The organism is Amycolatopsis sp. NPDC049691 (assembly GCF_040675005.1).
Taxonomy (GTDB): Bacteria; Actinomycetota; Actinomycetes; order Mycobacteriales; family Pseudonocardiaceae; genus Amycolatopsis.
This window is the reverse complement of the sequence record NZ_JBFANX010000009.1, coordinates 262,018-282,965: the sequence shown is the minus strand read 5'-3', so window position 1 is coordinate 282,965 and position 20,948 is coordinate 262,018. Positions and strand designations below refer to the sequence as shown.

Here is a 20,948-nt window from a genome sequence, read left to right as displayed (position 1 = left end):
TACAAACCGCCGTAGTCCGCAGGCGAGGTGACGGAACGGGGCCACGTCCGGGGGAACACTAGGATGGGCCGTGCCGTTATCGGCAATGACTACGGAATTCATGTCGTGGCGACGAGGGTGGAGGCGGGTATGGCGACGGTGACCGGGAGTGACGCCGAGCCGGGACTCGCGGAGTGCGCCCCGGCGGCCGCGGCGCCGGCGCACCCCGCCGCGTCGGTCCTGACGGACGCGGGCGACCTGCTGCGCGCGCTGGCGGCGCCGGTCCGGATCGCGATCGTGCTGCAGCTGCGCGCGGCCGACCGGTGCGTGCACGAGCTGGTGGACGCCCTCGACGTCGCCCAGCCGCTGATCAGCCAGCACCTGCGGGTGCTGAAGACGGCCGGCGTGGTCCAGGGCGAGCGTCGCGGCCGCGAGGTCGTCTACCGGCTCGCCGACGACCACCTCGCCCACATCGTCGTCGACGCCGTCGCGCACGTGCAGGAAGGAAAGTGATGAACGCCGCCGCACCGCGCAGCCAGGCCCCCGTGCCCGGCCGCCGATCGACCCGCCAGCGGGCGGCGGTCGTCGAGCTGCTGAGCAGGATCGACGACTTCCGTTCGGCCCAGGAACTGCACGACGAGCTGCGCAAACGCGGCGACGGCATCGGGCTGACGACGGTGTACCGCACGCTGCAGTCGCTGTCGGAGGCCGGCGAGATCGACGTGCTGCGCACGGACTCGGGCGAGGCGATCTACCGCCGCTGCTCGGCGCACCACCACCATCACCTGGTGTGCCGCCTGTGCGGCCGCACGGTGGAGGTCGAGGGGCCGGCGGTGGAGCGCTGGGCGGAGAAGATCGCGGCCGAGCACGGCTTTTCGCAGATCTCCCACACGGTCGAGATCACCGGCACCTGCGCGGAGCACTAGTACTCATACGGGTCCTTCGGCGCCGGGACGGTCGCGATCGACGCCAAGGTGAAGTCCGGCGTGTAGCTGTTGTCCTTCGTGGCCGTGCCCGGGACGACCTGGCCCGTCACCTGGATCCAGGCGTCGCTGGCCAGGTGATCGGCCTCGCCGCCGCGGAGGTGGACCGTCACCGGGAACGCGTCCGCCGCGCAGCAGCTGATCACCAGGCGGGCCAGCAGCGTGGTGCCGCCGGTGTGCACGACGAAGCCGGTCAGCGAGATCGTGCGGCGGTCGAGGGTGCCGGAGGCGTCCCAGCCCGCGCGGCTGACGAACTCGTTGACGCTCAGCGGCACGACGTTCCCGGCCGGCAGGGGCGGGAACGCGGCCGCGTTGGCGGCGGCCGCGCTCGACGGGACCCGCGCTTCGGTGCGGATGACCGAGTCGGCACCCAGTGCCGGCGGGGCGACGAGGAAGACCGCCAGCACCGGCACCAGCAGCAGCCAGGCCGACCGCGCCGAGTGGGAGTGGCCGGCGTGGTCGTGCCCGGCCGCGGCGAGGGCGCCGCGCTCGAGGCCGGCCGACTCTGCGCCGGCGGTGCCGGCCCCGCCGCGATCAAGCGCGGCCGGACCATGGTCGAGGTGCCCGCCCGGCTCCGCGATGGCCGCCGCTTTTGCCCGTGCCGCAAGCAGATCACGCACGATCGCCACCGCGCCGAGCAGGACCATGACCGCTCCGCCCGCGATGACCCACGGCTGCTGCGCCGGCTTCACGTACCGCAGGTAGTCGCCGTTGAGGGCGATCTTCACCAGCGCGCCGCCCAGCAGCACCAGCAGGATGTTCTGCGTCTCGCGCTTCACGCCACCCCCACCACCAGCCCGGCCACCACGGCGCACGCCGCCGCCACCACGAACGTCACCGGGGCGAACCGGACCGCGAACGACTTCCCGAACGTCCCCGCCTGCAACGCGAACAGCTTCACGTCCACCGCCGGCCCCACCACCAGGAACACCAGCTTCGGCAGCAGCGGCAACGCCGTCAGCGAAGCCGCCACGAACGCGTCCGCCTCGCTGCACAGCGCGAGGACCACCGCGAGCACCGCCATCACCACGATGCCCAGCACCAGCTGGTCGCCCAGCACCCCGAACCACCGGGCCGGCACCAGCACGTTCAGCGCCGACGAGATCAGCGCGCCCAGCACCAGGAAGCCGCCCGCCTCGACCAGGTCCGTGCGGGCCGTCTCCGCGAACACCCGCCAGCGCTGCCCGCCGGCGACGTCGGGCAGGCGCCGCAACGCCCGTTCGGTGATCCACTCCAGCTTGCCCCAGCGGGCCCACAGCCAGCCCATCACCATCGCCGTCGCCAGCGAACCGGCGAAGCGCGCCAGCACCATCTCCGGCTTGCCCGGGAACGCCACCGCCGTCGCCACCAGGACCACCGGGTTCACCGCCGGCGCCGCCAGCAGGAACGTCAACGCCGCCGCCGGGGCCACGCCCTGGCCCATCAGCCGGCGCGCCACCGGCACCGACGCGCATTCACACCCCGGCAGCGCGACACCGGCCAGCCCCGCCACGCCGACCGCCGCCCCGGCCCGCCGGGGCAGCACCTTCTCCAGCACCCGGGCCGGCACGAACGCGGCGATGGCCCCGCTGATCAGCACACCCAGCACGAGGAACGGCAGCGCCTGCACGCAGACGGCGACGAACACGGTCGAACCCGTGCGCAGCGCGGGCACGTCGAAGGCCTGCTGCAGCCAGCCCTGGCCGAGGATCGCGACCAGCAGGACCGCACACAGCACCTCGACCGAGCTGATCCGGAACCGGCGGGTGCGCCGGGGCGAATCGGAAACGATGTTCACGACGGCGATGATGCCAGCCGGGTCCGACAGCGAGAGCACCGCACATCCGCGAACGGTGGGAAAAGGCCGGTTTCCGACCGAGATTTACCGTTCGCGGGCCCGAAAAAGCCCGTGTGGGTTACTCGCCGGGCACGATCCCCGGCAGCTCGGTCCTCAGCTGCGAGGCCGTCGACACCACCAACATCAGCAACGTCCCGAGCGCCACCGCGTCGAGGCCCGCCGCCGGGAACGCGTACCGCAGCGTCACGTCGAGCCCGCTGTCCGAATGCCCGACCCCGAGCGTGCCGAAGAGCCCTTGGCCGGCCCGCTCGGCGACCGCGACCGACAGGTCGGGCCGGTCCGGCAGGTCCCAGCCGACCACGCAGGTCAGCGACAGCACGGTGAGCCCCTCGCCGAGTCGGGTCGCCTGGATCACGCAGGGGACGTCGCCGTGGGAGAACGTCAGCGCGCCGTCGTCGTCGACCCGCACCTCGAGGTACCGCTCGAGCGCGTCCTTCGCCTGCGTCAGCAGTTCCGCGGTCTCCGCCGCCTCGGTCGCGCTCACGACGAGGCCGCCTGGTCGACCGCCCCGCCGAAGCGGCGGTCCCGTTTCGCGAACTCCAGGCACGCGCGCCACAGGTGCGTCCGGTCGAAGTCCGGGAACAGCGTGTCCTGGTAGACCATCTCGGCGTAGGCCGACTGCCAGAGCAGGAAGTTCGACGTCCGCTGCTCGCCCGAGGGCCGCAGGAACAGGTCCACGTCCGGCATGTCCGGCTGGTACAGGTACTTGCCGATGGTCTTCTCGCTGATCTTGGCCGGGTCCAGCTTCCCGTCCGCGACGTCCTGCCCGATCCGCCGCATCGCGTCGGCCAGCTCCGCGCGGCCGCCGTAGTTGACGCACATCGTCATGTTCAGCGCCGTGTTGTGCTTGGTCTTCTCCTCGGCCGCCTGCAGCTCCTTGATCACCGACGCCCACAGCTTCGGCCGCCGCCCGGCCCACCGGATGCGCACGCCGATCGAGCCGAGGTAGTCGACCTGGCGGCGGATGGTGTCGCGGTTGAAGCCCATCAGGAACCGCACCTCTTCGGGGCTGCGCTTCCAGTTCTCCGTCGAGAACGCGTACACCGACAGCCACTTGACGCCGATCTCGACCGCGCCGGCGGCGACGTCGATCATCACCGCTTCGCCGCGCTTGTGGCCTTCGATCCGCGGCAGGCCGCGCTGGTTGGCCCAGCGGCCGTTGCCGTCCATGACCAGCGCGACGTGCTTCGGGACCAGCTCGCGCGGGATCTCCGGCGGCTTCGCGCCGGACGGGTGCGGATCCGGGGCCCGCAGCTCGTATCGCGACGCCTTGCTCTCGCGTCCCCTGCGCAGCACTGCGAGCCTCCCTGGATGGGTGAAACCGATCAGGCCCGACCCTACTGCCCGGGCACCACACTCTCCCGGGCGCGTCGCTCGACGAGGGGCAGGGAGCGGAGCTGCCGCTCCAGATGCCACTGCAGGTGCGCCGCGACCAGGCCGCTCGCGTCGCGGCGGGTGCCGGGCAGGGTCGCCTCGGCCATCGTCCACTCGCCGTGCAGCAGGGCCGTGAGCAGGTCCAGGACCTCGGGCGCGGGGTGCACGGAACCCGGGACGCGGCAGTCCTGGCACATCGAGCCGCCGGCGGGGACGCTGAACGCGACGTGCGGGCCGGGCAGGCCGCAGCGGGCACACTCGGTGAGCGCGGGCGCCCAGCCTTCGTAGGACATCGCGCGGAGAAAGAAGGCGTCGAGCACGAGCGACGGGTCGCGTTCCCCGGCGGCGAGCGACCGCAGCGCGCCGCAGACGAGGAGGTAGAGCTTGAGCACCGGCTCGCCCTCTTCGGCCGAGAGCCGGTCCGCGGTTTCGGCGATCGCGCTGGCCGCGGTGTAGCGCTGGTAGTCGGCGACCAGCGGCAGCTGGAACGCGTCCACGGTCTCGACCTGGGTGATGACGTCGAGCGTGCGTCCGGTGTAGAACTGCACGTCCACGTGGCCGAACGGCTCCAGCCGGGCCCCGAACCGCGACGAGGTCCGCCGCACGCCCTTCGCGACGGCGCGGACCTTGCCGTGCCGCCGGGTCAGCAGGGTGACGATCCGGTCGGCCTCACCCAGCTTGTGCGTGCGCAACACCACGCCGGTGTCGCGGTAGAGGTTCACCACCCCGACATCGTCCCACTTCGGGGTGATGCCGGGGTGGAGCGCCCCGCGGAATCAGCAGTAGTAGCCGTAGCAGGTGCTGACGGCCACCGCCGAGATGATGATGGCGACGATCGCCACGACGCAGCCGATGCTGCCCAGGATGGTGGAGATCAGGCAGAGCGTCTTGGTGGTGCGCGACGCCTGCTCCGCCATCATGTAGTTGCCCTGCATCTTGTACGTGCCGACCTCGTTCGACTTCATGATCGCGAAGATGCCGAGGATCAGGCCGCCCAGGAAGAGCGAGGCGATCGCCCAGCCCTTGTAGTCCTTGATGGCGTTGATGTCGCCGCCGCCGGGCATGCCGTAGCCGGGCTGGCCGAAGCCACCCGACGGCGGCTGGCCGTACGGCGCGGGCTGGCCGTAGGGCGCGGGCATCCCGCCCGACGGCGGGCCGTAACCGGGCTGCTGCGGCTGCTGGCCGTAGGGCTGCTGCTGGCCGTAGGGATTGGTCATGAACTGGTACCCCAACTATTCGTGAACGTCCGCCGGGTCACCCCGGCGGTGGTGCGGGAAAGGCGTGCTTCAGTGGTGCGGCGGCTGGTCGGCAGGCGGCTGGCCGAACTGGCCCGGCTGGATCTTCTGGGTCTCCCCGGCGTCGCCCTGGCCTTCCGGGCGCAGCATCTGCGTCCGCTCGGCCTGCTCGTCGAACGCGGATCCGCCGCCCCCGGCGGAATCCGGGCGGAGCATCTGGGTGCGCTCGACCTCGTCGAAAGCGGACCCGCCGCCCGGCGGCGGGGCGAGCGGCTGGCCCGGCTGCTGCCCGAACCCGCCCGGCTGGGGCGGCTGGCCGAACCCGCCGGAAGCCGGCTGCTGCTGCGGGAAACCGCCCGGCGCGGGCTGGCCGAAGCCCCCGGACTGCGGCTGCTGCGGGAACCCGCCGGACGGCGGCTGGCCGAACTGGCCGGGCTGCTGTCCCGCCGGCGGGTACCCGCCGGCGAAGGGCTGCTGCGCGCCGGGCTGCTGCCCGAACGGGGACTGGCCGGGCGCGGCGTCGGCCTGCACCACGACCGTGCTGACGATCTTGTCCGCGAAGGTCTGGCTCTTGTCGTCCCACAGGGGCCACAGGAAGCCGATGTAGCAGGCCGCGCCGTCGGCGATGTGGCACAGGTCGCGCAGGAACGCGGACCCGGCGCCGACCGGCTGCCCGGTCTGCTCGCTGATCAGCTTGATGCCGAGGATCCGCTTGCCCAGCGACTGGCCGGTGTTGCCCTGCTGGATCCAGCGGTTGTAGACGGCCCAGCCGATCCCGGCGAGCGCACCCAGCCCGTACAGGGTTCCGCCGAGCCCGTATGCGCCGGAGACGAAGAGGATGATCGCGAGGAGGTAGATGACGATGACCGGCGCCTGGTCGATCAGCAGGGCACCCGCGCGCTGGCCCCAGTTCGCGTAGTTTTGCGGCGCGCCGAAGGGGGTACCCGGCTGGCCGAACGGCGCCGGCTGCCCGAAGGGCGCGGGCTGCCCGTACGGCGGCGGCGCCTGACCGGGCTGCGGTTGTCCGAACGGTTGCTGGCCGCCGGGCTGCTGCTGCCCGAAGGACGGCTGACCGTAGGGATCGGTCATTGGGTCTCCCCCTCGCTGGTCACTCCACCGCACACTCCGTGCGGAACCGCGCCGGACGTACGGCACTGGTCCGCGGGAGCGTACTCGGTTCACCTGCGGCCGCGCTGCCCAGGCATCCACTGTCCGGGTGAACCCGACCTGCCTCCGACGCGCAGCGTGGCGAAGCGGTTCCCGTCCGTCCGAATCAGACGTGCAGGCTGGTGAACGGGGCGAACGGGAGGTTGCGAATGACGAACCAGACGGCGAACACGACACCGGCGGTCAACGGGGTCCAGCGCCAGTGCAGCCAGCTGTTGACCCAGCGGCCGCGCAGCCGCCCGGCCGTCCAGGCGATGGTGCTCCACACGAAGAGGAGGACGAAGACGAGCGACACCGCGTTGTAGTGCAGGGCCGCGGGAAGGTCGCCGTGCATCAGGCTGTAGGCCATCCGCATGCCGCCGCAGCCGGGGCAGTCGATGCCGAACAGCGCCTTGGTCGGGCAGATCGGGAGCCAGCCGCCGGGGGTGGTGGGGTCGCCGAGCCAGACCGCCACGCAGCACGCGCCGAGCCCGCCCACGACGGCCATCGGGGCGCCGAGGGCGCGCAGCTTCGCTTTGGCGCCGCGGGCCGGGTATCCCGTGTAGACGGTCGTCATGGCAGCAGGCTCCAGAAGGAAACGCCGACGAAGGCGAACATGACCACGATGAACACCAGGTAGAGCGCGATCAGGATGCCGAAGGAGATCGCCGACCACATCGCCCACTTGCGGGCTTCGTCGGCGGCCCGATGCGCTTCGGCGTGGAAGCCCTGGAACCACAGCGTGTTGACCTGGTTCGCCTTCACGATGGCGACGATACCCAACGGCATGCAGCACATCAGCGTCGAGAGGATCGCCCAGACCAGGTTGTTCTCCGGTGGCGGCCCGTAGTTGGGCTGCCAGCCGTAGTGGGGGTACTGCGGGTGGGGGTGGGTCACCGGATCGCCTCCTGCCGCCGAGCCTGCGTCAGTTCGACGCGGTGTCGTCGGTGAGCGTTCCGAAGAGGAGCACGACCGTCACGATCGCCGCGACCCACAGGACGGCGCCGGCGACGGCGGCGACGATCGCCCACCGCCGGGCGTCGCGGGCCGCCTCGTGCGCGGCCTCCGGGTTGCCCTGCGCCCACAGCTTTTCGACCTTCGCGGCCTGGTAGATCGACAGCGCGCCGAACGGCAGGCAGCACAGGATCGCGCTGACGATCCCCCAGACCAGGTGGCTCGCGGGCGGGGGTCCCGGGTTGTAGTCGGCGGGCGGCCGGGGTTGCTCGCTCACGTCAGAACCCGAGCCGGCGCAGCTGGCGGGGGTCGCGCTGCCAGTCCTTGGCCACCTTGACGTGCAGGTCGAGGTAGACCTTCGAACCGAGCAGCCGCTCGATGTGCTTGCGGGCGGTGGCGCCGACCTCGCGCAGCCGCTCCCCCTTGTGCCCGAGGATGATGCCCTTCTGGCTGGGCCGCTCCACGTAGAGGAACGCGTGCACGTCGATGAGGTCGTCGCGGCCTTCGCGGGGCAGCATCTCCTCGACGGTGACGGCGATCGAGTGCGGCAGCTCGTCGCGGACGCCTTCCAGCGCCGCCTCGCGGATCAGCTCGGCGACCAGCGTCTGCTCCGGTTCGTCGGTGAGCTCGCCGCCGGGGTAGAGCTGCGGGCCTTCCGGCAGCCGCTCGACCAGCAGCTTCGCCAGCGTGTCGACCTGGAACCCGTCCACCGCGGACACCGGGACCAGCTCGGCGAAGTCCATCACCTGCTGCAGCGCGAGGAGCTGCTCGGCGACCTGCTGCGGCTGGACGAGGTCGGTCTTGGTGACGATCCCGACGACCGGGGTCCGCTTGGCGATCTTCTGCAGCTCGGCGGCGATGAACTTGTCGCCGGGCCCGATCTTCTCGTTCGCCGGCACGCAGAAGCCGACGACGTCCACTTCGGACCACGTCGTGTGCACGATGTCGTTGAGCCGCTCGCCGAGCAGGGTGCGCGGGCGGTGCAGGCCGGGGGTGTCGATGAGGACGAGCTGGGCGTCCTCGCGGTGCACGATGCCGCGGATCGCGTGGCGCGTGGTCTGCGGCTTGCTCGAGGTGATCGCGACCTTGGTGCCGACGAGGGCGTTGGTGAGCGTCGACTTGCCCGCGTTGGGGCGGCCGACGAAGCAGGCGAAGCCGGAGCGGTGTTCGGTCATCGCTCGAGCACCTCGAGAACCGTGCCGTCCGGGGCGGCGAGGATGATCGGCGCGTACTTCGCGATGTCGCGGACCGCGTGCACGGAAGCGCCCTTGAGCAGGCCTTCTTCGCTGACGACGGCGGCGGCTTCGATGCCTTCGGCGCCGCTGGAGAGCGCGGCGGCGACCGCGGCCTGCAGGGCGGTGAGCTTGAACGACGGCTGGTCGACCGTGCCCGCGGCGTAGGTGCGGCCGTCGGTGTCGCGGACCGCGGCGCCCTCGGGGGCCTGGATGCGGGCGCGCGAGGACCGGGCGAGGACGACCAGCTTCTGGTCCTCCGCCTCGAGGTCAGGCATGTTCGACGCTCCTGTCGCGTTCGTCGGGGTGGGGCAGGCGCGTGCGCCGCCGGCTCGTGCGGTCGGCCGGGTCGGTCATCGCCTCGGCGTCGGCCGGGTGGACGACCACGGTGGTGATCCGCATGCGGCCGCGGCGGTCCTTGCCCCCTTCGGCGAACAGCCGAAGGCCGGCGACCTCGGCTTCGGCCCCCGGCAGCGGGACCCTACCCAGTCGTTCCGCGAGCAGGCCGCCCACGGTCTCCACGTCGTGGTCTTCGAGGTCGATGCCGAAGAGCTCGCCGAGGTCGTCGACGCTCATCCGGGACGAGACGCGGACGGCGCCGTCGGACAGCTCCTCGACCTCGGGGCGCTCGTCGGCGTCGGACTCGTCGGTGATCTCGCCGACGATCTCCTCGAGGACGTCTTCGATGGTGAGCAGGCCGGCGGTGCCGCCGTACTCGTCGACGGCGATCGCCATGTGGTTGTGCGAGCGCTGCATTTCCTTGAGCAGCTCGTCGAGCCGTTTCGAGTCGGGGACGAAGGAGGCTTCGTTCATCAGCGTGCTGACGACGGTGCTCGCGCCGTCCGGGTCCAGGTACCCGGCCATGAGGTCCTTGATGTTGACGACACCGACGATGTCGTCGACGGATTCGTCGATCACCGGGAGCCGGGTGAAGCCGGTGCGCAGGGCCAGCGCCAAGGCCTGGCGGACCGTCTTCGTGCGCTCGATCCAGACGATCTCGGTGCGCGGGACCATGACCTCGCGGGCGACGGTGTCGCCGAGCTCGAACACCGAGTGGATCATCTCGCGCTCGGAGTCCTCGACGACGCCGCGTTCCTGGGCGATGTCGACCAGTTCGCGCAGCTCGACTTCGGAGGTGAACGGGCCTTCGCGGAAGCCCTGGCCGGGGGTGATGGCGTTACCGACGAGGATGAGCAGGCGGGACAGCGGGCCGAGGATCGAGCCGAGGACGCGGACGGGCCCGGCGACGTAGCGGCCGATGCGGTAGGGGTGCTGGCGGCCGAGGGTGCGCGGGCCGACGCCGATGAGGACGTAGCTGACGACGACCATCACGACGGCGGCGACGAGCACGGCGACGCCGAGCGGGGCCAGGCGGGTGCCGACGAACACCGTGACGAGGACGGTGGCGGTGAGTTCGCAGCCGAGGCGCAGCAGGAGGAGCAGGTTGATGTGGCGGCGGCGTTCGGCGACGACGGCGGAGAGCTGGCGGGCGCCGGGCAGCCCGAGCCGGGCGAGGCCGTCGGCCCGGGCTTGCGACACGGTGCTGATGGCGGCGTCGGCCGCGGCGAACACGCCCGCGAGGAGCACGAGCGCGATCGCGAAGAGGAGCTGGACCATGGCCGGCGGCTAGGGCGTTTCCCCGGCGGCTGGTTCGGCCGTGGCGTCCAGCCCGGCGATGCCGAGGACGCGGTCGTCGGTGTTGCGCTGGGCGTTCTGTTTCTCCAGCGCCGCGACGGCGTCCTGGTACTCGCCGAGGATGCGCTTCTGGAGGGCGAACATCTCGCGTTCCTCGGCGGGTTCGGCGTGGTCGTAGCCGAGGAGGTGGAGGCAGCCGTGCACGGTGAGCAGGTGCAGCTCGTCGATCAGGGCGTGGCCCGCGGTCTTGGCCTGGTCCTTGGCGAACGCCGGGCAGAGCACGATGTCGCCGAGCAGCGCCGGGGACGCGTCGGGGGCGTCGGGGCGGCGGCTGGAGTCGAGCTCGTCCATGGGGAAGGCCATGACGTCGGTGGGGCCGGGGAGGTCCATCCAGCGTTCGTGGAGGTCTTCCATGACGTCGAGGGTGACCAGGAGGATGGACAGCTCGGCGAGCGGGCTGACCTCCATCTTGTCGAGGGCGTAGCGGGCGGCCGAGACGATGGAGGTCTCGTCGACGTCGACGCCGGACTCGTTGGCGATCTCGATGCTCACCGCCGGGTGCCCTTCCAGCCGTTGCCCTGCTGTTGCTGCGCGTCCTGCACGGCCTGCCACTTCTCGTAGGCGTCGACGATGTCGCCGACGAGCTTGTGCCGGACGACGTCCTGGCTGGTGAGTTCGGCGAAGTGGAGATCGTCGACGCCGTGGAGGATGTCGCGGACGACGCGGAGGCCGCTGCGCTGGCCGCTGGGCAGGTCGACCTGGGTGATGTCGCCGGTGACGACGATCTTGGAGCCGAAGCCGAGCCGGGTGAGGAACATCTTCATCTGCTCGGGCGTGGTGTTCTGGGCCTCGTCGAGGATGATGAAGGCGTCGTTGAGGGTGCGACCGCGCATGTAGGCCAGCGGCGCGATCTCGATGGTGCCGGCCTGCATGAGCCGCGGGATGGACTCGGGTTCGACCATGTCGTGCAGCGCGTCGTAGAGGGGCCGCAGGTAGGGGTCGATCTTCTCGTTGAGGGTGCCGGGCAGGTAGCCGAGGCGCTCGCCGGCTTCGACGGCGGGGCGGGTCAGCACGATGCGGGTGACCTGCTTGGCCTGGAGGGCCTGGACGGCCTTGGCCATGGCGAGGTAGGTCTTGCCGGTGCCGGCGGGGCCGATGCCGAAGACGACGGTGTGCTTGTCGATGGCGTCGACGTAGCGCTTCTGGTTGAGCGTCTTGGGCCGGATGGTCTTGCCGCGCCGGGAGACGATGTTGAGGCTGAGCACCTCGGCGGGCGAGGCGTCGCCGGTGGACAGCATGCCGACGGTGCGCCGGACGGTGTCGGGGCCGACCTGCTGGCCGCCGCCGGCGAGCTGGACGAGCTCGGCGAAGACGCGTTCGGCGAAGGCGACGTCGGCGGGGGTGCCCGTCAGCGTGACCTCGTTGCCGCGGACGTGCACGTCGGCGGCGAGGAGTTCCTCGGCGACGCGCAGGTTCTCGTCGCGGGAACCGAGCAGGCTGAGCGCGGCGGCGTCGGGAATGGGGAACCGGGACTGCGCAGCCTGGACGGAGGCATCCTCGGTCTTGGCGACGTCCCCGGGGACGTCGGGTCGGGCGGCACCACCCGGTACGGTTCCGGCCACGTGGCCTCAGGCCTGCTTTCTCGGTGAGGGAGAACGGACCCCACCGATGCTACTGGCACCCACCGACAGAACGCAGGCCGGTTTCCCTAGTCCTCGTCCGGAGCCCCGAAGAGCCCCAGCGGCTCCCCACCCAGGACATGGGCGTGAACGTGGAAGACGGTCTGCCCGGCATCGGAGTCGGTGTTGAAGACCACGCGGTACCCGCTCTCGGCGATGCCCTCGAGCTCGGCGACCTTCCGGGCGGTGAGGGCGACATCGGCGAGGAGCTGCGGGTCCCCGGCGGCCAGCTCCCCGAGGTTCCGGTACCGCTTCTTGGGCACGACGAGCACGTGCACCTTCGCCTGAGGCCGGATGTCGCGGAAGGCGAAGGTGGTGTCGTCCTGGTAGACGACGTCAGCGGGGATCTCCCCGGCAATGATCCGCTCGAAGAGAGTTTCAGCCTCACTGTCGCTCATGAGGAGAGACCCTATCGACGAAGGCAAGACGCGGCACACACGGACACCGAGCAAAAGCCGCGGGGGGTCCGGGGGCGAAGCCCCCGGCTGGGGGTCTGGGGGTTTGACCCCCAGAAGACACAACGAACGCGAAGCGGCCCAGGACCGAAGCGAAGCGAGGGAGGGGGCCGCGGAGCGGTAGACCCTGGGGGTCGATCTACCGCGTCCGCGGCGGCCGCCGGACCGAGGGGGGAGGTGCCCGGCGGAGCTTGAAACTTCCCAGTGGCGCGCCAGCCCGGAACGGTGCGTGGTGCGTTAGTAAACGAGAGTAACGGGTCGGAGTGTGATCGCGCCATAACTGGGCGCAAAATCGGGCTTCTTTTTTCCGGTGATCTTTTCACCGCCACCGGGTGGTCAGGGCGCCGAGCGCTCCGAGCGCGACCGCCGCGGCGGTGGACGTGCGCAGCACCGTCGTGCCGAGCCGGACGGCTCTGGCTCCGGCTTCGCGCAGGTTGTGGAGCTCGTCGTCGGTGATGCCGCCTTCGGGGCCGACGACGAGGAGGATGTCGCCGGTGTCGGGGAGGTCGAGGTCGGTGAGGCGGTCGGGGACGTCGGATTCGAGCACGATCGCCAGGGACATGGTGGCGACGAGCCCGGCGAGCTCGCCGGTGCTCACGGGCTCGGTGACGTCGGGGACGTGGGCGCGGCGGGCCTGTTTGGCGGCGGACCGGGCCGTGGCGCGCCAGCGGGCGAGGGCTTTGTCGCCGCGGCCGCCGTCTTCCCACTTGGCGACGCTGCGGGCGGCGCGCCAGGGGACGATCGCGTCGACGCCCGCCTCGGTGGCCAGTTCGACGGCGAGTTCGCCGCGGTCGCCCTTCGCGAGGGCCTGGGCGACGACGACGCGCAGGGCGGGCGGGTCTTCGGTCCAGCTTTCCTCGACCGACAGCGTCAGCGCGGCGTCCCGGCCGGGCTGGACGGTTTCGACGACGCAGCGGGCCATCGCGCCAGCGCCGTCGGACAGGACGAGCCGCTCCCCCGCGCGCAGGCGGCGGACGGTGGCCGCGTGCCGGGCTTCCTCGCCGTCGAGCACCGCGCGCCCGGAGGCGGGCACCGAGGCGGCGAGGAAGACCGGCAGGGTGGTGTCGGGCACGGGTCAGCGGTGGTTCTTGGCGCGCAGCTTGCCGAACAGGCCGCCGTGCTTGGAGCCGTTGGACGACAGTGTCGGGGCTTCCTCGCCGCGTTGCTGGGCCAGCTCGACCAGCAGCTCGCGCTGGGCTTCGTCGAGCTTGGTCGGCACCTGGACGTCGATGTGGACGTGCAGGTCGCCGCGACCGTCGACGCGGCCGGAGGACCGCAGCCGCGGCATGCCCTTGCCGGTGAGGACGAGCTCGGCGTTGGGCTGGGTGCCGGGTTCGATGTCGAGTTCGTAGTCGCCGTCGACGAGCGTCGCGATGGGCACCGTGGCGCCGAGGGCGGCGGTGGTCATCGGGATGCGGAAGTTGCAGTGCAGGTCGTGGCCCTGCCGGACGAAGACCTCGTGCGGGGTCTCGTCGATCTCGACGTAGAGGTCGCCCGCCGGGCCGCCGCCGGGGCCGACCTCGCCCTGGCCGGAGAGGCGGATGCGCATGCCGTCGCCGACGCCCGGCGGGATCTTGGCGGTGACGTTGCGGCGGGCGCGGATGCGGCCGTCGCCGCCGCACTGGCGGCACGGGTCGGGGATGACCTCGCCGAAGCCGCGGCAAACCGGGCACGGGCGGGCGGTGACGACCTGGCCGAGGAACGACCGCTGGACGGACTGGACCTCGCCGGCGCCGCCGCAGGTGTCGCAGGTCTTGACCGAGGTGCCCTCGGCGGTGCCGGCGCCGCGGCAGAGGTCGCAGACGATCGCCGTGTCGACGGCGATCTCCTTGTCGACGCCGGTCGCGCACTCTTCGAGGGTCAGGCCGAGCCGGATCAGCGCGTCGGAGCCGGGCTGGACGCGGCTGCGGGGCCCGCGCCCGCGCCCGCCGCCGCCACCGGCCGCGCCGAAGAAGGCGTCCATGATGTCGCCGAGGCCGCCGAACCCGGCGAACGGGTCGCCGCCGCCACCGCCGCGCGCCCCGTTGTCCATGGGGTCGCCGCCGAGGTCGACGATCTTGCGCTTCTGCGGGTCGGACAGCACCTCGTAGGCCGTCGTGACCTCGGCGAACTTGTGCTGGGCGTCGTCCGACGGGTTGACGTCGGGGTGCAGCTCCCGGGCCAGCTTCCGGTACGCGCGCTTGATCTCCTGATCGCTCGCGTTCTTGGCCACCCCGAGGATGCCGTAGTAGTCCCTCGCCACCGTCTCTGCTTCTCCTTCTGCTCTGCCCGGCTCAGCGGCCGGCCAGGATCTGCCCCACGTAGTTGGCGACCGCGCGCACCGCGGCGATCGTGCCGGGGTAGTCCATCCGGGTCGGGCCGACCACCCCCATGCCGCCGAGCACCACGTCGTCGCGGCCGTAGCCGATCGAGACGACCGAGGTGCTGCGCATCTGCTCGTCCTCATTTTCCTCACCGATGCGCACCGTGATCGCACCGGGGTTGCGCGCGGCGGCCAGCAGCTTGAGCACGACCACCTGCTCCTCGAGAGCTTCGAGGACCTGGCGCAGCGAGCCCGGGAAGTCGGCGACGTTGCGCGTGAGGTTCGCGGTCCCGCCGAGGACCAGGCGTTCTTCCGGGTGCTCGGCCAGCGACTCGACCAGCACGGTCGTGACGCGGATGAGCGCGTCCCGCAGCTCGCCCGGCGCCTGGTCCGGCAGTTCCGCCACGCGCGCGGCGGCGTCGTTGAGCCGCCGTCCGGACATGGCCGTGTTGAGCACGGTCCGCAGCCGGGCGACGTCCTCTTCGGTGACGACGTCGCCGAGGTCGACCGTGCGCTGGTCGACGCGGCCGTTGTCGGTGATCAGCACCAGCATGAGCCGCGCCGGGGTGAGCGGCACCACTTCGAGGTGGCGCACCTTGGCGTTGGTCAGCATCGGGTACTGCACGACGGCGACCTGCCGGGTCAGCTGCGCGAGCAGCCGGACCGACCGGCGCAGGACGTCGTCGAGGTCGGTGCCGCTGTCGAGGAAGGTGGTGATGGCCCGGCGCTCGGCGGCGGAAAGCGGCTTGATCTCCGAGAGCCGGTCGACGAAGAGGCGGTAGCCCTTGTCGGTCGGCACGCGGCCGGCGCTGGTGTGCGGCTGGGTGATGTAGCCCTCTTCTTCGAGGGTGGCCATGTCGTTGCGCACGGTGGCGCTGGACACGCCGAGGTTGTGCCGTTCGACGATCGCCTTGGACCCGACGGGCTCCTGGTTGGACACGTAGTCGGCGACGATCGCGCGCAGGACTTCGAAGCGGCGCTCATCCGCGTTGGCCACCGGTTCCTCACCTACCTCGCTCGCTGCTCACCCCGAGTTTACGGAAGCCTGAGCCGGTCGTGCTCAACCCGGGCCGTCCGCGCCGGGTAAAGGACGGACAAAAGAATTCCCATGCATTGTTCTTTTCCCGAATTCCCGGCTTGTGAGGGGAACCGGAAAGCGGTTTGCTGCCTCTCATCCGCATGCCTTCCCCCGACTTCCGAGGTCGCCGTGAACCGAATTGAACCCGCTTCGGCCGGAATGCCCGAAATCGCCCGGCGCGCGGCCGAGGCCAAAGCGCGGCTCGAGCGCGTCTCGGCGTCCGCCACGAGTGCCGACGGTGCCGTCACGGTGACCGTCGGCACCAGCGGTGCGCTGCAGGAACTCAGCTTCGGCCCACGCGCGGACGAGCTGCCGCGCGCCCGGCTCGCCCAGGCCGTCCTGGCCACCGCCAAACGCGCCCAGCTCGACGCCGCCCGGCAGCTGACCGCCGTCATGGCGCCGGTCATCGGCGCCGACAGCGACGCGATGCAATTCCTGCGGGAACAGATTCCGGAACCCGATGTCCCGGCCGAAGAACCGCACCGGGAACCACGCCGGAATCCACCCGCCGACGACGACTTCGGCGGCCCGATCCTGCGCCGGGACCGGTGATGGCCATGAAGGTCGACTTCGACGTCCTGGGCGGCCACGAGGACGAGATCCGCGAGATCGCCGGCAAGGTGCAGCAGGCCGTCGACGCCGCCGGCAGCGCGCAGGCGCTGGACTTCGACGCCTTCGGGCTGGTCGGGCAGGTGTTCGCGGTGCCGATCCAGGCCTGGGTGGACAGTGCCGACAGCTTCCTGAACGACGCCGTCGCGGCCGGTCACGAGGTCGCCGACCGGGTGAAGACCGCGCACACGGCGTTCCGCGAGCACGAAGACAAGACGAAGTGCCTGATCGAGGGCATCGGCAAGGAGCTGCCGGCATGACGGAGAACTCGCTGGTCGCGACGGCAGAGTCGCCGGGCGGCTTCTGGAGCGGCATGGGCGACGGTTCGAAGGGCGAGCTGGCGAACCTCAACGCCCAGACCGGCGGCGCGGGCATCTTCAGCGACGCCGCGTCGACGCTCACCGACGCCCGCGACGGCGACTGGGGCAACCTCGCCATGGACGTCGGCACCGACGCGCTCGACCTGCTCGGCGCGGCGATGGACCCGCTCGGCACCCTCGCCAGTGCCGGGGTCGGCTGGCTGATCGAGCACATCAGCTTCCTCAAGGACGGCCTCGACAAGCTCGCCGGCAAGCCCGAGGCCGTCACCGCCAAGGCCGTGACCTGGACGAACATCGCCAAATCGCTCACCGATACGGCCGAGAGCTACGAGCGGCAGGCGAAGAAGGTCCAGCAGTCCTTCAGCGACTGCGGCTCGGCGGAGGCCTACCAGCGGACGGCGGAGAGCTACGTCGGCGTCCTGCGCGGTGCGGCGGCGCACGCCGGGGACGCGTCGACGGCGATGAACGTCGGGGCGGCGCTGGTCGGCACGGAGCGCGGGCTGATCCGCGACATGATCTCGTCGTTCGTGGGCGAGCTGATCGTCAAGGCCGTGGCCGCGCTGGCGGCGTCGTGGTGCACCTTCGGCGGCACGGTCGCGGCGTTCATCGCGGACACGGTCGTCGAGGGCGGGGTGCTCGCGGAGAAGATCAGCACGCGCATCGCGAAGGTCGTGGAGAAGCTGGAGAGCCTGGCGAAGGGCGCGGGCAAGTCGAAGGCGGCCCTCGAAGGCGCGGCGAACGCGTTGAAGAAGGCCGGCAAGGGCCTCGACAAGATCGTGGACAAGAGCGTCGACACGGCCGCGGGCATCGAGCGGAAGGCCACCGAGCTGAAGCAGGCCGGCAAGGAAGCGAAGTCGGCGGAGGAGACGGCGAAGGGCTGGAGCGACGCCGCCGAGTCCCATGTCCCGGGCCGCGAGAAGGTCGAAGGCCTCGGCGACAAGTACTCGGAAGACGGCCGCAGCGCGCTCAAGCCGGCGGAGTGGCAGAAGGCCGGCGGCTACCCGGGGTGGAGCACCGCGGACACCGTCGGTGTCGTGACCGAGGGCCGTCGTCAGGAGAACGAACAGATCGACCGCTATCACGAGGCCCGCGAGGCCTACGAGAAGGAACACCCCGAAGGCGAGGCCGAGTGATCGAGCAGGCCGAGGTGGAGCTGGCCAACCGCAACGGCCGGCTCCACCCGTCGCAACGGGGAAAGCTGCTCGACCTCAACTTCTGGGTCGCGGCCGTCCTGGCCGTCGCCGGCCTCGTGGTGGCGGTGCTGCTCGCCGCCGTGGCGGAGACCGCCGCCGAAGTCCTCGGCACCCTCGTCCCGATCCTCGCGATCGCCGCCTGGTTCGCGTTCGTCTGCTGGCGCCGGCTGGCGGACGTGCGAAGCGGTCAGCTGGTCGCGACCACGGGCTGGACCCACGACTTCGGCAGGCAACGGCCCGGCGGCGACGCTCCGATCGCGCTCTCCACCCGGCTCAGCCAGGGGTACAACGAGCACTACTACCTCAAGGCGGGGGGCCGGACCTACCCGCTGGAGCGGAAGCTCCGCGAGCGGATCCGGCCGGACCGGGTCAACACCGTCCTGATCGCGCCGCGGTCCAAGCTGCTGATCAACGTCCTGCCGGCCTAGACCGCCTTGCCGAGGGCGTCGAACTCGGCGTCGGTCAGCTCGATGTCCGCGGCGGCCACGTTGTCCTCGAGGTGCGCCACCGACGAGGTCCCCGGGATCGGCAGCACGACGGGCGAACGCTTGAGCAGCCACGCGAGCGCGAGCTGCGAGGGCGAGGCGTCGTGTTCCTTCGCGAGCACGGTCAGCGGGCTGTCCGGCCCGGCCAGCGCACCGGTGGCCAGCGGGAACCAGGGGATGAACGCGATGCCGTGCTCGGTGGCGTGCTCCAGCAGCGGCTCGGCGTCGCGCTTGGCCAGGTTGAACAGGTTCTGCACCGACACGATCTCGGCCGTCTTCTGCGCTTCCCGCAGCTCGCCGACGCCGACCTCGGACAGGCCGATGTGCCGGATCTTGCCCTCTTCCTGCAGCTTCTTCAGTTCACCGACCTGCTCGGCCACGGGCACCTTCGGGTCGATGCGGTGCAGCTGCAGCAGGTCGATCCGCTCGACGCCGAGGTGGCGCAGGCTCAGCTCGACCTGCTGGCGCAGGTACTCGGGCCGGCCGACGGGAATCCACTGGTTCGGCCCCTGCCGGGTGAAGCCGGCCTTGGTCGCGATGACCAGGTCGTCGGCGTACGGGTGCAACGCCTTCTTGATGAGCAGGTCGGCGACGAAGGGCCCGTAGGCGTCCGCGGTGTCGATCAGGTTGACGCCCAGCTCGACCGCGCGCCGCAGCACGCGGACGGCTTCGTCCGGATCCTTCGGGTCGCCCCACACACCGGGACCGGTGAGCTGCATGGCGCCGTAGCCGAGGCGGGTGACCGGGAGGTCGCCGCCGATGGTGAAAGTGCCGGAGTTCTTCGCGCTCATGTTTCGTCCCATCTTCGTCCGGGGTGCTCCACGGGGATGAACCCGCGGGATACCCCGGACGATTCCCGGGAAGCGTCAGGAGTTGCGCGGGAAGCCCAGGTTCACGCCCGCGTGCGACCGGTCCGGCCACCGCGACGTCACGACCTTCGTCCGGGTGAAGAAGTGGAACCCCTCCGGCCCGTAGGCGTGGCTGTCCCCGAACAGCGAGTCCTTCCAGCCGCCGAACGAGTAGTACCCCACCGGCACCGGGATCGGCACGTTCACCCCGACCATCCCGACCTCGACCTCGTTCTGGAACCGCCGCGCCGACGACCCGTCGCCGGTGAAGATCGCCACGCCGTTGCCGTACGGGTTCGCGTTGATCAGTTCCAAAGCGTCGTCGTAGGAAGCCGTGCGCGCGACCGACAGCACCGGGCCGAAGATCTCGTCGGTGTAGATCGACATGTCCGTGCGGACGTGGTCGAACAGCGTCGGGCCCAGCCAGAAGCCGTCACCCGGCACGTCGATCCCCCGGCCGTCCACGACCAGGGACGCGCCCTCGGAAACCCCCGCGTCCACATAGGACGCCACCCGCGCGTGGTGCGCCTTCGTGACCAGCGGCCCCATCTCGGATTCGGGGTCGCGGCCGTCGCCGACGCGCAGGCGGGACATCCGCTCGGTGATCTTCTGCACGAGCGCGTCGCCGATCGGGTCGACCGCGACGACCACCGACACCGCCATGCAGCGCTCCCCCGCCGAGCCGAAACCCGCCGACACCGCGGCGTCGGCGGCCAGGTCGAGGTCCGCGTCCGGCAGCACGACCATGTGGTTCTTCGCCCCGCCGAGAGCCTGGACGCGCTTGCCGTGCCGGGTCCCGGTTTCGTAGACGTACCGCGCGATCGGCGTCGACCCGACGAACGAGATCGCCTTGACGTCGTCGTGTTCGAGGAGCCCGTCGACCGCCGCCTTGTCGCCGTGCAGCACGTTGAGCGCGCCCGCGGGCAGCCCGGCCTCGGCGAACAGCTCGGCGATGAACACCGCCGCCGACGGGTCCTTCTCACTCGGCTTGAGCACGACGGTGTTCCCGCAGGCCAGCGCGTTCGGGACGAACCACAGCGGCACCATGGCCGGGAAGTTGAACGGCGAGATCACGCCGACCACGCCGAGCGGCTGCGCGATCGAGTAGACGTCGACCCCGGTCGAGGCGTTCTCGCTGAACCCACCCTTGAGCAGCTGGGCCGCACCGCACGCGTACTCGACGTTCTCGATCGCCCGCGCGACCTCGCCCGCGGCGTCGGACTCGACCTTGCCGTGCTCGCTCGTGACGATCTTCGCCAGCTCGTGCTTGCGGGCCGACAGCAGCTCGCGGAAGGCGAACAGCACCCGCGTCCGGCCGGCCAGGGACGTCCCGCGCCAGCCCGGCAGCGCCGCCTTGGCCGCGGCGACGGCGGCTTCGACCTCGGCGTCGCCCGCGAAGTCGACGTGGGCCCTGACCTGCCCGGTGGCGGGGTCGAACACCTCGCCCGAGCGCTCGGCGGTCCCGGTGAACGGCTTGCCGTCGATCCAGTGGGTGATGCGGTCGGTCACGGCGGGCGCTCCTTCGCTCGGGGACGTCTCCTGCGAGTCTCCGGGCGGGCGCCACACCGACGCCATCGACAACGTGTACGGACTCACCGTCCCGG

Annotated in this window: 27 protein-coding genes; 6 read left to right on the top strand and 21 right to left on the bottom strand. The window is 71.3% G+C overall.

Annotated elements, in window-relative coordinates; all coding sequences use genetic code 11:
* The first annotated feature begins 129 nt into the window (after positions 1 to 129).
* Both AB0J40_RS22645 and AB0J40_RS22640 read left to right on the top strand, forming a co-directional pair.
* Positions 130 to 492 (top strand): metalloregulator ArsR/SmtB family transcription factor, encoded by a 363-nt coding sequence (locus tag AB0J40_RS22645; protein WP_364456121.1) that lies wholly within the window; start codon positions 130 to 132, stop codon positions 490 to 492.
* Positions 492 to 905, top strand: coding sequence for a Fur family transcriptional regulator (locus AB0J40_RS22640; protein ID WP_364456119.1), 414 nt, complete (start codon positions 492 to 494; stop codon positions 903 to 905). The genes AB0J40_RS22645 and AB0J40_RS22640 overlap by 1 nt, the downstream gene beginning before the upstream one ends.
* On the opposite strand, the gene AB0J40_RS22635 is transcribed toward AB0J40_RS22640, so the two are convergent.
* The 19 genes from AB0J40_RS22635 to hrcA form a co-directional block, all read right to left on the bottom strand.
* Positions 902 to 1,741, bottom strand: coding sequence for a TIGR03943 family protein (locus AB0J40_RS22635; protein ID WP_364456118.1), 840 nt, complete (start codon positions 1,739 to 1,741; stop codon positions 902 to 904). The two genes, AB0J40_RS22640 and AB0J40_RS22635, sit on opposite strands and share 4 nt — an antisense overlap.
* Positions 1,738 to 2,739 (bottom strand): permease, encoded by a 1,002-nt coding sequence (locus tag AB0J40_RS22630; RefSeq protein WP_364456116.1) that lies wholly within the window; start codon positions 2,737 to 2,739, stop codon positions 1,738 to 1,740. Before AB0J40_RS22630 ends, AB0J40_RS22635 begins: the two co-directional genes overlap by 4 nt.
* Positions 2,740 to 2,857: 118 nt before the next feature.
* Positions 2,858 to 3,283 carry a YbjN domain-containing protein gene (locus AB0J40_RS22625; RefSeq protein ID WP_364456114.1) on the bottom strand — a complete coding sequence of 142 codons (426 nt, stop codon included), beginning with the start codon at positions 3,281 to 3,283 and terminating at the stop codon, positions 2,858 to 2,860.
* On the bottom strand, positions 3,280 to 4,095 hold the full coding sequence (locus AB0J40_RS22620; RefSeq protein WP_364456112.1) for an isoprenyl transferase: 816 nt from the start codon (positions 4,093 to 4,095) through the stop codon (positions 3,280 to 3,282). The genes AB0J40_RS22625 and AB0J40_RS22620 overlap by 4 nt, the downstream gene beginning before the upstream one ends.
* Before the next feature lie 41 nt (positions 4,096 to 4,136).
* Positions 4,137 to 4,898 (bottom strand): DNA repair protein RecO, encoded by a 762-nt coding sequence (recO, locus tag AB0J40_RS22615; RefSeq protein WP_364456110.1) that lies wholly within the window; start codon positions 4,896 to 4,898, stop codon positions 4,137 to 4,139.
* 51 nt (positions 4,899 to 4,949) lie between these two features.
* Positions 4,950 to 5,390 (bottom strand): CD225/dispanin family protein, encoded by a 441-nt coding sequence (locus AB0J40_RS22610; RefSeq protein ID WP_364456108.1) that lies wholly within the window; start codon positions 5,388 to 5,390, stop codon positions 4,950 to 4,952.
* A gap of 69 nt (positions 5,391 to 5,459) precedes the next feature.
* Positions 5,460 to 6,497, bottom strand: coding sequence for an RDD family protein (locus AB0J40_RS22605; RefSeq protein ID WP_364456107.1), 1,038 nt, complete (start codon positions 6,495 to 6,497; stop codon positions 5,460 to 5,462).
* Between the two features lie 184 nt (positions 6,498 to 6,681).
* Entirely contained in the window at positions 6,682 to 7,131 is a 450-nt protein-coding gene (locus AB0J40_RS22600; RefSeq protein WP_364456105.1) for a DUF2752 domain-containing protein, read from the bottom strand.
* Positions 7,128 to 7,451 carry a CD225/dispanin family protein gene (locus tag AB0J40_RS22595; RefSeq protein ID WP_364456104.1) on the bottom strand — a complete coding sequence of 108 codons (324 nt, stop codon included), beginning with the start codon at positions 7,449 to 7,451 and terminating at the stop codon, positions 7,128 to 7,130. The genes AB0J40_RS22600 and AB0J40_RS22595 overlap by 4 nt, the downstream gene beginning before the upstream one ends.
* Before the next feature lie 28 nt (positions 7,452 to 7,479).
* On the bottom strand, positions 7,480 to 7,785 hold the full coding sequence (locus tag AB0J40_RS22590; protein ID WP_364456102.1) for a CD225/dispanin family protein: 306 nt from the start codon (positions 7,783 to 7,785) through the stop codon (positions 7,480 to 7,482).
* Between the two features lies 1 nt (position 7,786).
* Complete coding sequence (era, locus tag AB0J40_RS22585; protein ID WP_364456100.1) at positions 7,787 to 8,683, bottom strand: GTPase Era; 897 nt, start codon at positions 8,681 to 8,683, stop codon at positions 7,787 to 7,789.
* Positions 8,680 to 9,018: a cytidine deaminase gene (locus tag AB0J40_RS22580; protein ID WP_086679058.1), complete on the bottom strand. Its 339-nt coding sequence runs from the start codon at positions 9,016 to 9,018 to the stop codon at positions 8,680 to 8,682. Before AB0J40_RS22580 ends, era begins: the two co-directional genes overlap by 4 nt.
* Positions 9,011 to 10,357 carry a hemolysin family protein gene (locus AB0J40_RS22575; RefSeq protein ID WP_364456098.1) on the bottom strand — a complete coding sequence of 449 codons (1,347 nt, stop codon included), beginning with the start codon at positions 10,355 to 10,357 and terminating at the stop codon, positions 9,011 to 9,013. The genes AB0J40_RS22580 and AB0J40_RS22575 overlap by 8 nt, the downstream gene beginning before the upstream one ends.
* A gap of 9 nt (positions 10,358 to 10,366) precedes the next feature.
* Positions 10,367 to 10,927 (bottom strand): rRNA maturation RNase YbeY, encoded by a 561-nt coding sequence (ybeY, locus tag AB0J40_RS22570; RefSeq protein WP_364456096.1) that lies wholly within the window; start codon positions 10,925 to 10,927, stop codon positions 10,367 to 10,369.
* The gene (locus tag AB0J40_RS22565) at positions 10,924 to 11,997 is read right to left on the bottom strand and encodes a PhoH family protein (protein WP_364456094.1); all 1,074 of its coding nucleotides are present in this window, start codon (positions 11,995 to 11,997) and stop codon (positions 10,924 to 10,926) included. Before AB0J40_RS22565 ends, ybeY begins: the two co-directional genes overlap by 4 nt.
* 86 nt (positions 11,998 to 12,083) lie before the next feature.
* Positions 12,084 to 12,452 (bottom strand): histidine triad nucleotide-binding protein, encoded by a 369-nt coding sequence (locus AB0J40_RS22560; RefSeq protein WP_364456093.1) that lies wholly within the window; start codon positions 12,450 to 12,452, stop codon positions 12,084 to 12,086.
* 376 nt (positions 12,453 to 12,828) lie between these two features.
* The gene (locus AB0J40_RS22555) at positions 12,829 to 13,581 is read right to left on the bottom strand and encodes a 16S rRNA (uracil(1498)-N(3))-methyltransferase (protein ID WP_364456092.1); all 753 of its coding nucleotides are present in this window, start codon (positions 13,579 to 13,581) and stop codon (positions 12,829 to 12,831) included.
* A 3-nt stretch (positions 13,582 to 13,584) separates the two neighbouring features.
* Positions 13,585 to 14,751 carry a molecular chaperone DnaJ gene (dnaJ, locus tag AB0J40_RS22550; protein WP_364456091.1) on the bottom strand — a complete coding sequence of 389 codons (1,167 nt, stop codon included), beginning with the start codon at positions 14,749 to 14,751 and terminating at the stop codon, positions 13,585 to 13,587.
* A 31-nt stretch (positions 14,752 to 14,782) separates the two neighbouring features.
* Complete coding sequence (gene hrcA / locus AB0J40_RS22545; protein ID WP_364456089.1) at positions 14,783 to 15,808, bottom strand: heat-inducible transcriptional repressor HrcA; 1,026 nt, start codon at positions 15,806 to 15,808, stop codon at positions 14,783 to 14,785.
* Between the two features lie 240 nt (positions 15,809 to 16,048).
* On the opposite strand from hrcA, the gene AB0J40_RS22540 reads away from it, so the two are divergent.
* The 4 genes from AB0J40_RS22540 to AB0J40_RS22525 are packed head-to-tail and all read left to right on the top strand — an operon-like array spanning position 16,049 to position 18,439.
* Entirely contained in the window at positions 16,049 to 16,441 is a 393-nt protein-coding gene (locus tag AB0J40_RS22540) for a YbaB/EbfC family nucleoid-associated protein (RefSeq protein WP_364456087.1), read from the top strand.
* Positions 16,441 to 16,758: a type VII secretion target gene (locus AB0J40_RS22535; protein WP_364456085.1), complete on the top strand. Its 318-nt coding sequence runs from the start codon at positions 16,441 to 16,443 to the stop codon at positions 16,756 to 16,758. Before AB0J40_RS22540 ends, AB0J40_RS22535 begins: the two co-directional genes overlap by 1 nt.
* A complete protein-coding gene (locus AB0J40_RS22530; protein WP_364456084.1) occupies positions 16,755 to 17,951 on the top strand; it encodes a hypothetical protein in 1,197 nt (398 codons plus the stop codon). The genes AB0J40_RS22535 and AB0J40_RS22530 overlap by 4 nt, the downstream gene beginning before the upstream one ends.
* Positions 17,948 to 18,439 carry a hypothetical protein gene (locus AB0J40_RS22525; protein WP_364456083.1) on the top strand — a complete coding sequence of 164 codons (492 nt, stop codon included), beginning with the start codon at positions 17,948 to 17,950 and terminating at the stop codon, positions 18,437 to 18,439. Before AB0J40_RS22530 ends, AB0J40_RS22525 begins: the two co-directional genes overlap by 4 nt.
* Here AB0J40_RS22525 and AB0J40_RS22520 read toward each other — a convergent pair.
* Entirely contained in the window at positions 18,436 to 19,287 is an 852-nt protein-coding gene (locus AB0J40_RS22520; RefSeq protein ID WP_364456082.1) for an aldo/keto reductase, read from the bottom strand. The genes AB0J40_RS22525 and AB0J40_RS22520 overlap by 4 nt on opposite strands.
* A 75-nt stretch (positions 19,288 to 19,362) precedes the next feature.
* Positions 19,363 to 20,853, bottom strand: coding sequence for a CoA-acylating methylmalonate-semialdehyde dehydrogenase (locus AB0J40_RS22515; RefSeq protein ID WP_364456080.1), 1,491 nt, complete (start codon positions 20,851 to 20,853; stop codon positions 19,363 to 19,365).
* Positions 20,854 to 20,948 lie beyond the last annotated feature (95 nt).